General features: G+C 57.7%; 16 protein-coding genes. 11 read left to right on the top strand and 5 right to left on the bottom strand.

Features of this window, described 5'->3' with window-relative positions:
* Positions 1 to 44 precede the first annotated feature (44 nt).
* Genes fdhD through AU14_RS10765 form a run of 4 tightly spaced genes read left to right on the top strand, consistent with a single transcriptional unit; the run spans position 45 to position 3,291 of the window.
* Entirely contained in the window at positions 45 to 914 is an 870-nt protein-coding gene (fdhD, locus tag AU14_RS10780) for a formate dehydrogenase accessory sulfurtransferase FdhD (protein WP_041340759.1), read from the top strand.
* Positions 915 to 926: 12 nt separating this feature from the next.
* Positions 927 to 1,514, top strand: a complete 588-nt coding sequence (gene mobA / locus AU14_RS10775) for a molybdenum cofactor guanylyltransferase MobA (protein ID WP_041340757.1) — start codon at positions 927 to 929, stop codon at positions 1,512 to 1,514.
* Positions 1,511 to 2,032, top strand: coding sequence for a molybdopterin-guanine dinucleotide biosynthesis protein B (mobB, locus tag AU14_RS10770; protein ID WP_041340755.1), 522 nt, complete (start codon positions 1,511 to 1,513; stop codon positions 2,030 to 2,032). The genes mobA and mobB overlap by 4 nt, the downstream gene beginning before the upstream one ends.
* Positions 2,029 to 3,291 (top strand): molybdopterin-binding protein, encoded by a 1,263-nt coding sequence (locus tag AU14_RS10765; RefSeq protein ID WP_041340753.1) that lies wholly within the window; start codon positions 2,029 to 2,031, stop codon positions 3,289 to 3,291. The genes mobB and AU14_RS10765 overlap by 4 nt, the downstream gene beginning before the upstream one ends.
* Here the strand turns inward: AU14_RS10765 and AU14_RS10760 are convergent, their stop codons facing one another.
* From AU14_RS10760 to AU14_RS21485, 5 genes are read right to left on the bottom strand one after another with little or no spacing between them, the layout of a single operon-like run.
* Complete coding sequence (locus AU14_RS10760) at positions 3,292 to 3,768, bottom strand: DUF6505 family protein (RefSeq protein ID WP_041340751.1); 477 nt, start codon at positions 3,766 to 3,768, stop codon at positions 3,292 to 3,294.
* On the bottom strand, positions 3,765 to 4,469 hold the full coding sequence (locus AU14_RS10755; protein ID WP_041340748.1) for a biotin/lipoate--protein ligase family protein: 705 nt from the start codon (positions 4,467 to 4,469) through the stop codon (positions 3,765 to 3,767). Before AU14_RS10755 ends, AU14_RS10760 begins: the two co-directional genes overlap by 4 nt.
* The gene (locus AU14_RS10750; RefSeq protein WP_094191200.1) at positions 4,466 to 5,314 is read right to left on the bottom strand and encodes an Mrp/NBP35 family ATP-binding protein; all 849 of its coding nucleotides are present in this window, start codon (positions 5,312 to 5,314) and stop codon (positions 4,466 to 4,468) included. Before AU14_RS10750 ends, AU14_RS10755 begins: the two co-directional genes overlap by 4 nt.
* A gap of 17 nt (positions 5,315 to 5,331) precedes the next feature.
* Positions 5,332 to 6,522 (bottom strand): 4Fe-4S binding protein, encoded by a 1,191-nt coding sequence (locus tag AU14_RS21490; RefSeq protein ID WP_236744614.1) that lies wholly within the window; start codon positions 6,520 to 6,522, stop codon positions 5,332 to 5,334.
* 11 nt (positions 6,523 to 6,533) lie between these two features.
* Positions 6,534 to 7,376, bottom strand: coding sequence for a hypothetical protein (locus AU14_RS21485; protein ID WP_236743992.1), 843 nt, complete (start codon positions 7,374 to 7,376; stop codon positions 6,534 to 6,536).
* A gap of 77 nt (positions 7,377 to 7,453) precedes the next feature.
* Between AU14_RS21485 and AU14_RS10740 the strand changes: the two genes are divergently transcribed.
* The 7 genes from AU14_RS10740 to fdh3B all read left to right on the top strand — a co-directional run bounded on the left by AU14_RS10740 (position 7,454) and on the right by fdh3B (position 13,211).
* On the top strand, positions 7,454 to 8,032 hold the full coding sequence (locus AU14_RS10740) for a DUF3305 domain-containing protein (RefSeq protein WP_041340745.1): 579 nt from the start codon (positions 7,454 to 7,456) through the stop codon (positions 8,030 to 8,032).
* The gene (locus tag AU14_RS10735; RefSeq protein WP_041340742.1) at positions 8,032 to 8,658 is read left to right on the top strand and encodes a DUF3306 domain-containing protein; all 627 of its coding nucleotides are present in this window, start codon (positions 8,032 to 8,034) and stop codon (positions 8,656 to 8,658) included. Before AU14_RS10740 ends, AU14_RS10735 begins: the two co-directional genes overlap by 1 nt.
* 109 nt (positions 8,659 to 8,767) lie before the next feature.
* The gene (locus tag AU14_RS10730; RefSeq protein ID WP_041340739.1) at positions 8,768 to 9,379 is read left to right on the top strand and encodes a TorD/DmsD family molecular chaperone; all 612 of its coding nucleotides are present in this window, start codon (positions 8,768 to 8,770) and stop codon (positions 9,377 to 9,379) included.
* A gap of 41 nt (positions 9,380 to 9,420) precedes the next feature.
* A complete protein-coding gene (locus AU14_RS10725; protein WP_041340737.1) occupies positions 9,421 to 9,612 on the top strand; it encodes a twin-arginine translocation signal domain-containing protein in 192 nt (63 codons plus the stop codon).
* A gap of 91 nt (positions 9,613 to 9,703) precedes the next feature.
* Positions 9,704 to 11,005 (top strand): molybdopterin-dependent oxidoreductase, encoded by a 1,302-nt coding sequence (locus tag AU14_RS23845; RefSeq protein WP_236743991.1) that lies wholly within the window; start codon positions 9,704 to 9,706, stop codon positions 11,003 to 11,005.
* 44 nt (positions 11,006 to 11,049) lie between these two features.
* Positions 11,050 to 12,588, top strand: coding sequence for a formate dehydrogenase subunit alpha (locus AU14_RS23840; RefSeq protein ID WP_236743990.1), 1,539 nt, complete (start codon positions 11,050 to 11,052; stop codon positions 12,586 to 12,588).
* A 149-nt stretch (positions 12,589 to 12,737) separates the two neighbouring features.
* Complete coding sequence (gene fdh3B / locus AU14_RS10715) at positions 12,738 to 13,211, top strand: formate dehydrogenase FDH3 subunit beta (protein ID WP_236743989.1); 474 nt, start codon at positions 12,738 to 12,740, stop codon at positions 13,209 to 13,211.
* The last annotated feature ends 23 nt before the right edge of the window (positions 13,212 to 13,234 follow it).

The raw sequence follows: 13,234 nt of genomic DNA, 5'->3' as shown, positions 1-13,234 counted from the left end.
TAATTTCTTAAAATTGAGAGACTCCCATACGGGCGATAATAACAATGATGATAGAACCTCTGCTTCCCAATCCGGCCGACCCCAGGCTATCCCGCACTGTTGAGGGCGTTGATGAGTCCGGGCAACCGAAATCTATCAGCGTGATCGAAGAGCGCCCGCTGACCATTTACCTGAACAGCCAGGAAATCGTCACCGCCATGACCATCGGCGACTACCCGGAATACCTGGCGCTCGGATTCCTTTTGAATCAGGGTATGCTTCACGAGAGCGACCAGGTTACCGGCATTGATTTTGACGAAGAGCTGGAAGTGGCTGTCGTTCGCACCGCCGGTGTCACGGATGTTGAGGAAAAACTGAAAAAGAAAACCCGTACCTCGGGCTGTGCGGTGGGGACGGTGTTCGGAGACATGATGGCAGGCCTTGATGGTTTGTTACTGCCGGACACCCCGGTGCACACCAGCACCTTCTATGACCTCTCGTACCAGATTAACCACACCCCCAGCCTGTATATGGAAACCGGCGCCATTCATGGCACCGCTCTGTGTCAGGGCCAGCAGGTACTGGCCTACATGGAGGATGTCGGGCGTCACAACGCAGTCGACAAAATAGCGGGCTGGATGCACCTGAACAATGTCTCGGCAGCCGATAAAGTCCTCTACACCACGGGGCGACTGACCTCCGAAATGGTGATCAAGACCGCCTTGATGGGCATTCCCACTCTGATCAGTCGATCGGGGTTTACCGCCTGGGGAGTCGATATCGCCCGGCAGGTGGGATTAACGTTGATCGGACGGATGCGCGGCAAGAAATTCACCTGCCTCAGTGGTCAGCATCGGCTGGTGTTCGATCAGGATCTGTCCCAGGTGCCGGATGAGGACAAAAAGATGCGACGAAAAGGCGCAGCCAATGATTGATGGAGACCAGCCATGACGGAATGCGCTGTCATTCTGGCCGGCGGCCAGGCAAACCGCATGGGCGGCGGTGACAAAGGGCGTTTGATGCTCGGCGACCAGTCCCTGATCCAACGTGTGATTGATCGAATCACACCCCAGGTCGATGCCGTGGTACTGAACGCCAACGGGGATTTGAACCGCTTCGGCGATTTGGGGCTCCCGGTAGTGGCGGACTCGATCCCGGATTTCCCCGGCCCACTGGCCGGTGTATTGGCAGGCATGGATTGGGCCGCCGAGCAGGGTCATGAGTGGCTGATCAGTGTTGCCGCGGATACGCCATCATTCCCACTGGACCTGGCTGAGCGGCTTGCCGGATGCAACACTCCGGTGGTTTTGGCAGCGACGCCGGATCCTGAGCGCGGCCGCCTGCCCCAACCAACCTTTGGCCGCTGGCGTGTTGCCTTACGGGATGATCTGAGAGCCGCCCTCCATGACGGCGTGCGCAAGATCCGGCAATGGACCCAGGCCCAGGGCGAGTCGCTGGTGGTGTTTGGGCAGGACGACTTTTTCAATATCAATACGCCAGAGGATCTGGCCTGGGCGGAGCAACACCTGAAGTGAACGTTATTGGCATCGTAGGTTGGAAAAACTCTGGAAAAACCACCCTGGCAAGCGCATTGATCCGCGAGCTCAGCTCCCGGGGTCTGCGGGTGAACTCGATCAAACACGCCCATCACGGGGTGGATATCGATCAACCCGGCACCGACAGCTACCAGCACAGGGAAGCCGGGGCCCAGGAAGTGATTCTGGCCGGAGGTCAGCGTTTCGCTATCATGCACGAACTGCGCGGCGCCGCCGAGCCGACCATGGATGAGTTACTGGCTCGGTTTGGCCCCTGCGACTGGGTGGTGGTGGAGGGCTTCAAGTCCCATTCGCATCCCAAAATTGAAGTGCACCGGCGGGCGAGCGAACGGGCGCCTCTGTTTCTGCAAGACGACAACGTCATCGCTGTGGCCGCAGACTACGCGCCGGATTTTTCAGGCCCCGTTTTTGATGCAGACGATGTTCCCGGAATTGCAGACTTTGTCCTGGGCCTGGCAGAACCCTTAGCGAGTGAGCAACACATGGGAGACGTATGAACGACAACGCTACCAAACCACTTCGCAACGACTGTTTTGCCCTGCCCCCGGGGGTGAACTGGACGCCGGTAGATGAAGCGCTTGAGCGGCTGCGTTCACGCTTGCATGCAGTGGTGGGCATAGAGCGTGCGGTCCCGCTGGCACAGGTGAATGACCGAATCCTGGCGCACGACGTTTATGCACCCCGTGCTCATCCCCCCAGCAGCAATTCCGCCGTCGATGGCTATGCCTTTGCCGGACCATTGACCGACGTACCCTGCGCCATGCCCCTGATCGATGGCCGGAGCGCAGCTGGCGAGCCCTACACAGGGCGTGTGCCGGAGGGCCACGCCATCCGGATTCTGACCGGGGCGGTGATACCGGACGGCACTGATACAGTGGTGCTGGAAGAAGACTGCGAGGTCATCGATCACGAATTGCACCTGCACGGAACCCTGAAAGCGGGCGCCAACCGGCGCAAAGCCGGTGAGGATATCCAGGCTCAAGACCGAATTCTGACCGCCGGAACCCGCCTGACACCCACTCAGATTTCCGTCCTCGCCAGCGTCGGGGTCGACTCAGTCGACGTATTTTCGAGGCTGCGCGTGGGTGTTCTGTCCACCGGAGATGAAGTAAAACCGGTTGGCGCTACCGTCACCGACTGGCAGATTTACGATGCCAATCGTCCGATGTTGAGCGCCCTGGTCACTCAACTGGGCTATGAGCTGGTCGACCTGGGCCACGTGCTGGACCGGGCCGACGAGGTGAAAGACGCGCTGGAGCGGGGTGCCGAGCAATGCGATCTGATCCTGACCAGTGGCGGTGTGTCAGCCGGCGACGAAGATCATGTCTCAAAAACGCTCAAAGCCCACGGCGACATCAGCAACTGGCGCATTGCCATCAAACCGGGCCGGCCCCTGGCGCTGGCCATGTTCAATGGCACGCCGGTGGTGGGTCTACCGGGCAATCCGGTAGCAGCCTGGGTCTGTACGCTGCGCTTTGGTGCACCGGCAATGGCGCTACTGGCCGGCGGCGAATGGTTCGAGCCCCAGAGCTATGTCATGCCCGCCAACTTCTCCAAGAACAAAAAGCCGGGGCGCAGCGAGATGCTGCGAGCACGGGTTCGGGATGGGCAGGTTGAAGTATTCGGTTCGGAGGGCTCCGGCCGGGTAACCGGCCTGGCTTGGTCCGAGGGACTGGTGGAACTGGATGAAAGCGCCCAGCAGATAGAGCCGGGCACCCCTGTTCGGTTTATTCCCTATGGCAGTTTCGGCCTGTAATCAGTCGACGCTGCCATGAACCGCAAAGGCCTCCAGTGAGGCATCCTGAGGCCCCCGGGAGCGGTAGGTTTCCTCGACCCCCAGTTCAGTCAGGGTGCGGCTGACCATCAACAGTGTGTTGTCCTCGAAGTCTTCACACATGCTGCGCATCTGATCGATTTCCTCACAGGCCACCGGATAGGCCGCATCGATATCCGGCGCGCCGTAATACTCAACAAATGTCTGCGCGAGAATCCGGCGAACATGCTCCAATTCCGGTTCGGTGATGTTGCACACACCCACGAAACTGGCGCGCCCGCCTGATTCAATGCTGTACCATCCGTTGCTGAATGCCTGACGGGCTTTGCCCTTCAGATCCGCTTCGGTCCAGTTGGAAAATTCGAAGCCGCCGGAAATTGCCCATTCACCGCTGGGCGCGGGCTTTTCAAATACGTTTTCGTCGGAAATATCCAGCTGAAGGGTTCGGGCCAGTTTCATACGTGCTCCGCGAATTCGATCAAACTCAGCGTCTCGGTCATGACATCCTGACGCAACAACATCCGGCCTTTTTCATCCAGGCCAACGAAGGTGCCTGGTCTGGGCAGCTCAATCATTTTGCCCAGAGTATCGCATCTTGGCCGCCACTCGTTGTGTACCCGCTCAAAGCCGCTGTCCAGGAAGTAGGTCAGCCACAGCAAAGTGTGTTTGGACCAGCTTTCCAGCAGGGCCATGGGCGTGATTTCGATGCAGCCTTCTTCATACAGACAGGTTTCATCCGGATTTTCTCCCGGCTGGTCCGTCCTCGGAATGAACGGTACTTCAATGCCAATGACCAGCCAGTTGGGATAGGCCTTGGGATCGGACACATCCGATGCGAAACGGACACTGCCACAGAGCGCACCGTTTACCTTGATGCGATCGGGCCACTGAAAGTGCACCGGCACTTCGGGCGGGGCCAGCGCACCCAGGCTTTCGGCAAGACCTATCTGAGCCACGTAGACCGCCTGAATGGCCTCTTCCAGAGGTGTTTCCGGCGCCAGAACCAGAGCCGCGCGCAGGGTGTCGTCTTGCTCGGAGTAGAACACCGTGCCGGAATCGACACCCGCGACTGCCCGGCTAACGGCTTTATCAAACGGGTCCGTGTGTCTGGGCACCACTTCTCCCGTTAGTAACGGCGGAAACTGGGGTGATTCGATCATTGGATGGCCCGGGCGTAGACGTCAGAGGCAACAATTTCATCGGCAATGCGCTGGAAAGCTTGCGCCTGAGGACTATCCGGCTTGGATACCACAATCGGGACACCACCATCCGATCCCACACGGATATCGAGATCCAGCGGAATCTCCCCCAGGAAGGGCGAACCGAGTTTCTCGGCCTCCGCCCGCGCGCCACCGTGTCCGAACGGGTGGTGCTCTTTGCCGCAGCCATCGCAGACAAACGACGCCATATTTTCGATCAGCCCAAATAGCGGAACTTCCATTCGCTTGAACATATCAATGCCCTTGCGAGCATCCATCAAAGCGATATCCTGCGGTGTCGAGACAATGACCGCACCCGCCACGAAGAACTTCTGACTCAGGGTCATCTGGACATCACCGGTGCCCGGCGGAAGATCCACCAGCAACACGTCCAGTCGGCCCCACTCGACCTGGTTCATCATTTGCTGCAGTGCACCCATCAGCATCGGACCGCGCCAGACAATCGCTTCATCGTCCGAGGCCATCAGGCCGAGGGACATCAGCGTTACGCCATGGTTCCTCAAAGGCAGAATGGTACTTCCGTCCGGGCTGGAAGGCCGACCGGAGACCCCCAGCATACGGGGCTGGCTCGGGCCGTAGACGTCGGCATCCAACAGGCCGACTTTCAGGCCTTTTGAGGCCAGGGCCACCGCCAGGTTGGAGGACACAGTCGATTTACCAACGCCACCCTTGCCGGAAGCAATGGCAATAATGCGATCCACGCCCCTCGGGTTCTTGTCCTGCGGCCTTGGAGCGTCAGTTCCGATCAGATTCGGCTTTTTTCCTACTTCGGTGTACTCAACCATGGTGTGTCCTGTTGTTTTTAGCTGTCCAGATAATCATCACTGGTTCGAACCCGAGGCCGCTCGCCGCCTGCCATGGGGGCTGTATTCCCATGAAACTGGGCCTTGACCCGACAGTCATCGCACATCTTGATGAGCTGCACATTATCAGAGTTCTTGTACATCCAGTGCTGGTTTTCCAGTTTCTCGACGATCCGGTTAATGGTGCTGGCAACGCCAAACGGAGTGCCACACTTTATGCATTCGAATGGTTCTTCACCATGCAATGCCCGGGCACTGAGCGCCGCCTTGGACACATCAAGCTGGGGCTTGAGGGTTATAGCGGTTTCAGGGCAGGTGCTTTCGCAGATGCCGCACTGGACACAGGCGTTTTCCGTGAATTGGACTTCCGGACGATCCGGATGGTCACCAAGCGCCCCTGTTGGGCAGAGTGATACACAGGCAAGGCAAAGCGTACATTTATCGGAATCAATTTCGATGGCACCGTATGGCGCACCTATGGGCAGCGAAATCGGCTCTTCGATCTTGTCCGACATCGCAGCCACTGTCACCCGAGTGATATCCCGGCGACCGCCTACCAGCAAAACGGGGTCACTCACACGTCCGGCATTGTCACCGGCATCGCAGAGCTCAATGGCGGAAATAACCCGCACCCGGCTCGGCGAGTTGTGGGTGCCTTTGAGCATGGCCTGGGCCAATTCAACTTCCGCAGTCACCGCCAGACGATCCAGCTCGTTGTCCGCAAGAATCAGAACCTCCGCATACCCGGCTCCGAACGCCGCCAGGATTTCAGCGTGGCCGATGCGATCGACGTGCTCCAGCCCCATCGGGATCAAATCATCCGCGAGGCCATTATCGTAGCGTGCCAGATTCGCAATCGCCTCTGTTCCAGCACCCAAAGTGTGGAAAACCAGGCGTGGGGATTCATGGGTATGCTCACGATAGACCTTGGCCATCACTTCCACGGCCTTGGTCAGTGCCTCGAACGGCGTTTCATTCATCGTCACCGCAGAGGTCGGACAGACGGCAGCGCATGAGCCACAACCGGCGCAAATGTCCGAGTCGATCTGAATGTGGTCGCCGAAGGAAAAAATGGCTTCCGTCGGGCAGACATCCAGGCAGCGGGTACACCCGGGTTTGTTGGCCCGGGAGTGCGCGCACAGAGACTCTTCGAGCCTGAAGTACACGGTTTTCTCGAACTCACCCACCATTTCCCTGGCCGTCAGGGCGATCCTCTCCAGCTCGCCGGTTTTGTCCGGGTCGGCCCAGAAGTAGCCGTTACGCTTTTCATGGCTGGGAAATGCCGGAGCAACGCCGCGAAGATCGATAAATACATCGCACTCACTGCGGGCAGTGGGCTTGGCTGCTTCGTAACCCAATTCACCGCGCCCGGCCGGATGCAGGGGTTGCAGGTGGGCAAATTCCAGCTTGAAATTGCCAAGTGCGCCGTAGGTCCCGTCAGTTGGCCTTTGGCCACGTCGTAAGCGGCGGATGGCAGCTGGATGGGGCCGGCATCGTTAACTATGCAGGTAACACCCAGCTCATCCTGCACCAGCTCGGCCATCCGGATCGCCTTCTCGGTGGGACCGATAATGCAGCATACGCCGCTGGACTGAATGGTTTTTGCCGGGGCCATGGGCGCCGGCAATTGGGCAGCGGCGATAAGCGCCGCCTGCTTCGCATTCAGGCGCGCGGGCTTCGCATCAGGTGCACCCCAACCTGCGCGATCCCGAATATCAATAGTATGTAATGGCGCGGAATGCTGGATCTCCGCGTAAACGTCCTCAGCGAGACGCTCAAACAAAGCTGCCTGCTGGCCACAAGCAATCAGGACGTCGCTGCGGGCGCCAAGATGTTCGGCGGCAACACTCATTTCCTTTCCGCACAGTTGATCAACTGCAACCACCTGCTCAGCGGCCGCGGCTTTGCGCAAGGCCTCTGAATCAAAGGTCTGTGACTTATCGCAGCTGCACAATAATAAGGTTTTGTATGCCGTCATCAGGAGTTTGACTCTTTCGTTGTTTTTGTACGTATACGTTTCCGTATCGCATTTCGAGCATGCCACAGGCATTATCTTTTGGACAATTGGATAATCGTTTGAGCCCTGCTAGTTTTACGCCAGAACAAAAAAAGAGAAGCACCATGTGTAGTCGTACGGAACAGTGGAAACGCGAGTTGAGGGTCGGCGCTGTCGTTCGCCGTTCTCCCGGAGTTACTCGCTGGGTAAAGGAAATCTGGAAGCCCGTTGCCGTTATACCCGGGGCACCTGATGCATTCTGGAAAGAACTGGTCCGCGAGGAAGACGTCGTCGATTACCACGCGGGCACCGTTACGATGGAGCTTTTCCGGGCCGACGTCGAGGGCTATCTTGTGTCCCTGAACATGGCCGTTCCATCCATTTGGATCATTATGGACAGGGATGTAACGAGCCAGTCGCCTTCCGGGTGGGTGGTCAGCACTATCACTGCCAGCGCCCATGAGGCATTGGATGCCCTTGACAGTGGCGAGAGCATCGTTGAGGCGGTTCCCATTCCCGAATCGATGGCGGCATGGATCAAAGAATTTATCGACATGCACTACATCGAGGAGCCGTTCAAGAAACGCCGTCGAGACGAGGTTCGTGTTGATGGCGCCGAGGACGCCAAAGGCGACCCGCGCATTCGTCAGGAAAGTGACGTTTACCGTGCTCCTGCGAATATCAAAAAGCCGAGAATTCAGTAATGGCGGAATCTAGACTCCAGCGCTGGGCGCGCAAAAAAGCTGAAGCCGGAAAGCGGCCAGAACCACCCCCTCCTCCGGTTACAGAGACTCAACTGACCCCGGACGAGCAGGAGCTTGCGGCCAATGAAGCATTGCCCGAACACGAGCTTTTGAAGAAATATGACCTTCCCGACCCGGACAACATCGAGCTGGGCACAGACATCACCGGTTTCATGCGCAAGGAGATCCCGGAGTTCCTCCGAAAGAGGGCCCTGAGAGGTCTATGGAAATCCAACCCGGTACTGGCCGTTTTGGACGGGCTCAATGATTACGATGAGGACTACACATTGGCCTCGACGGCCGGGCAGACAGTGACAACCCTTTATAAGGTTGGAGAGGGACTCGTCGACAAAGCCAAAAAAGCCGCGGAGGTTGTGGACGATCAGTCGGAAAAGCAGGCGATCTCTTCGATGGCAGAGCCGGATTCGAAGGCTGCCGGGGAACCGGAGTCTGAGGACATCCCCGAGCTGGAGGACATGGCAACGCCGACGGAACTTCCCGAGCAAAAGCTTGCCCAAGAAGAGTCCAGCCAGTCGGAAGAGGGGCCGGGACCACGCTTCCGTCCTCGGATGCGTTTTGACGATTAACAGAATGCATTCCAGCTATTAGCAAATTAAAGACAGGTCAGGCTACTATTCTTGGATATGAACTAGAATAGTGCGACAGACCGCAAATAATAATTAGAAGGAACATGAATTGAGCAATACTGCGGAAATCCAGTGCCCCCGTTCGATCTCCGAGGAAGATCGTGCCAGGGCCCAGATCTATCAGCTGTTGGGCGCCCTGCTTGTCGACCCGCCCTCCAACGAATTATTGAAGGGGCTGGCATCACTACAGGGTGACGAGACGCCCCTCGGTTCAGCCTGCAAGAACCTGGCAGCCCTCGCCGAACGTACCAACCCATATGACGCCGAGCGAGAGTTTAACAACCTGTTTGTTGGCCTCGGTCGTGGAGAATTGCTTCCCTACGCAAGTTACTACCTCACCGGCTTCCTGAACGAGAAGCCCCTGGCGGAGCTGCGAACCGATCTCATGTCCCGCGGCATCAAATCCCGCAGCGATGTAAAGGAGCCGGAAGATCACATCGGCACCCTCTGCGAAATCATGGCCGGCATCATTACCGGCGAATTTCCCTGCGACAGCGGACTGCCGTCGCAGAAAGCGTTTTTTGATGCCCATCTGGCGAAGTGGGCAGCCTTGTTTTTTACTGATTTGGAAGAAGCGCAAAGCGCCATTTTCTACGCTCCAATAGGTTCGCTTGGTCGAGCCTTCATGGCCGTGGAAGCCGACGCCTTTGCAATTCAGTAACCGGGATTTCAAGGTCCCATTAACCCAGGGGGAGGTGTCCAATGGACAACCCGAAGCGTGAAAACAGCCGTCGCCATTTCCTGAAAATGGCAGCAGCCGCAGCTCCTGCTGCCGTTGCCATGACGGTTGCACCGAACGCCGCAGCTGAGGTCGTCACAAAAGATGTGCCGAAAAGCAGCGGTTTACGTGATACCGAACACACACGTAAATATTTCGAATCGGCTCGCTTTTAACGGGGGTGTGAGTTGATCGAGGTTGCGAAAGGCCCTTGAGAGACTCAGCTTTCCGGAAAACGAGAATAATAAAGAGAGAGAGGTAAACGACATGTTAAGGAAGAAGACCAACGGGGTAGCGAAAGGCTCCCGTGCAGGCTCTTTGCTTTCTTCTCTCGCTGCCAAGACTCTGGACCGTCGTCAATTTCTGACAACGTCTGGCGTGGCAGTGGGTGGTCTGGCGGCATTGTCGCTGACATCGGGACGGGTGGAAGCTGCAGCCCCTGCAACCGGTGGCGGAGAAGTGGTCGTCAAGAAATCCGTGTGTACGCACTGCTCGGTCGGCTGCACCGTCGAAGCCGAAGTTCAGAACGGCGTATGGACAGGCCAGGAGCCAGGCTGGGACAGCCCTTTCAATATGGGTGCTCACTGCGCCAAAGGCGCCTCCGTGCGGGAACATGCCCACGGCGAACGTCGTCTTAAGTCGCCCATGAAAATGGTCAATGGCCAGTGGCAAAAGATTTCCTGGGATACCGCCATCAACGAAATCGGCGACAAGATGCTCGAGATCCGCGAGCAAAGCGGTCCCGATTCGGTCTACTGGCTGGGCAGCGCAAAGTTCAACAACGAACAGGCCTACCTGTACCGTAAGTTTGCGGCCTACTGGGGCACCAACAACGTGGACCACCAGGCACGTATCTGCCACTCCACGACCGTCGCCGGCGTAGCCAATACCTGGGGCTACGGCGCAATGACCAACTCCTACAACGACATCCACAAGTCCAAAGCGATCTTCATCATCGGGGGCAACCCCGCTGAAGCGCACCCGGTGTCGCTGCTGCATGTACTGAAGGCGAAGGAAGAAAATAACGCTCCGCTGATCGTGTGCGACCCGCGCTTCACGCGGACAGCGGCCCATGCCGACGAATTCGTCCGTTTCCGCCCGGGCTCAGATGTTGCGTTGGTGTGGGGTATTCTCTGGCACATCTTCGAAAACGGCTGGGAAGACAAAGAATTCATCCGTACCCGTGTGTACGGCATGGAAGACATTCGCGAGGAAGTGAAGCGCTGGAATCCCGAGGAAGTTGAGCGTGTAACCGGCGCACCGGGTGCACAGCTTGAGCGTGTGGCCCGTACTCTGGTCAACAACCGGCCCGGCACGGTTATCTGGTGTATGGGTGGTACCCAGCACACCAACGGTAACAACAACACTCGCGCTTACTGCGTGCTTCAGTTGGCCCTCGGCAACATGGGCGTAGCAGGCGGTGGCACTAACATCTTCCGCGGCCACGACAACGTTCAGGGAGCGACCGACCTCGGTGTGCTTGCCGACACCCTGCCTGGCTATTACGGACTGTCTGCTGGTTCCTGGCCCATTGGGCAAGAGTTTGGGAAGAGGACCTCGACTACCTGAAAGGCCGCTTTGCCGTTTGGGATAAAGACGGCAAGTCCCGGGCCATGATGAACGAGAAGGGCATCCCAGTCTCCCGCTGGATTGACGGTGTTCTGGAAGCCAAGGAAAACCTTGAGCAGCCGGACAACACCCGGGCCATGGTTCTGTGGGGTCATGCGCCCAACTCCCAGACCCGAATGCCAGAAATGAAAGAAGCCATGGAGAAACTCGACCTGTTGGTTGTCGTAGACCCCTTCCCGACCGTTTCTGCCGTTCTCCATGATCGCAAGGAAGGCGCCTACCTGCTGCCCACGACCACCCAGTTCGAGACACACGGCTCGGTAACCGCGTCGAACCGTTCTCTGCAGTGGCGTGAAAAAGTAGTAGAGCCGCTGTTCGACTCCAAGGTCGATCACGAGATCATAAAACTGTTTGCGGACAAGTTCGGCTTCACCGATCGCATGTTCCGCAACATCGCCATTGATGGCGATGAGCCGTCGATTGAGGACATTACCCGCGAATTCAACCGCGGCATGTGGACCATCGGCTACACGGGTCAATCGCCTGAGCGCATGAAGAAACACATGAAGTACCAGCACCACTTCGACAAGACCACCCTGCGTGCAGTGGGTGGACCTTGCGATGGTGACTTCTATGGTATGCCATGGCCGTGCTGGGGCACCCCGGAGATGAACCACCCGGGAACGGCCAACCTGTACGACATGTCGTTGCCAGTGTCTGAGGGTGGCCTGACATTCCGGGCCCGCTTTGGTGTTGAACACAACGGCCAGAACATTCTGGCAGATGGTGTTTACTCCAAGAATTCGGAAATCAAGGACGGGTATCCAGAGTTCACCATGCAGATGCTGATGGACCTGGGCTGGGATGGCGACCTGACGGCTGAAGAGCGAGCCAGCATTGAAGCAGTGGCCGGCCCGTCAACCAACTGGAAGACGGACCTGTCCGGTGGTATCCAGCGCGTGGCCATCAAACACGAATGTGCGCCATTTGGTAACGCCAAGGCCCGTGCAATTGTCTGGAACTTCCCGGATCCGGTACCGCTGCACCGTGAACCTCTGTACACCACACGTCGCGACCTGGTAGCGGATTACCCGACCTATGAGGACAAGACTTTCTGGCGGGTACCGACCCTGTACGAGTCAATCCAGAAGAACGACTTCAGCAAGGAGTTCCCGATCATTCTCACCTCCGGCCGTCTGGTCGAATACGAGGGTGGTGGTGACGAAACTCGCTCAAACCCCTGGCTGGCAGAACTGCAGCAGGATATGTTCATCGAGATCAATCCTCGTGACGCCAACAATCTGAATGTCCGTGACGGCAAGGACGTCTGGGTTTCTGGTCCAGAGGGCGCGAGGATCAAAGTCAAGGCCATGGTTACCGAGCGTGTTGGAGAGGGCGTGGCGTTCATGCCGTTCCACTTCGGCGGCCACTACCAGGGCAAAGACCTCCGGGACAAGTACCCGAAGGGCGCTGACCCCATCGTTCTCGGTGAATCCACCAACACTGTTCAAACATATGGGTACGACTCGGTCACACAGATGCAAGAGACCAAAGCCACTCTATGTTCGATCATGCCGGCATAACAAGAGGTGTAGACCATGGCACTTGAAGGACAAGCAAGAGCAAAATTCCTTTGCGACGCCGAGCGCTGCATCGAATGCAATGCATGCGTAACGGCCTGTAAGAATGAGCACGAGGTCCCCTGGGGCATCAACGTCGACGGGTAGTAACCGTGGAAGACGGCAAACCTGGCGAGCGTTCCATTTCGGTAGCCTGCATGCACTGCTCAGACGCGCCGTGCATGGCCGTTTGCCCAGTGGATTGCTTCTACCAGACCGAAGATGGCGTGGTATTGCACTCCAAGGATCTGTGTATCGGTTGTGGGTATTGTTTCTACGCCTGCCCGTTCGGTGCGCCTCAGTTCCCGCAAGCGGGCAACTTTGGCAGCCGGGGCAAGATGGACAAATGCACATTCTGTGCAGGTGGTCCGGAAGAAGACAATTCCTCGGCTGAGTTCAACAAATACGGACGCAACCGCATCGCCGAGGGCAAGCTGCCAATCTGTGCAGAGATGTGCTCCACCAAGGCCCTGCTCGCCGGTGACGGCAACGAGGTAGCGGACATCTATCGCCAGCGCGTGGTGAACCGTGGTTTCGGTTCCGGTGCCTGGGGATGGGGTACAGCCTACGAGAAGAAGGGTGCATAACACAGTCTGAGTATAGCCCGGGG

Source organism: Marinobacter similis, from assembly GCF_000830985.1.
Taxonomy (GTDB): domain Bacteria; phylum Pseudomonadota; class Gammaproteobacteria; order Pseudomonadales; family Oleiphilaceae; genus Marinobacter; species Marinobacter similis.
Note: the sequence above shows the minus strand (reverse complement) of the source record. Positions and strands in the feature narration are given on the sequence as shown.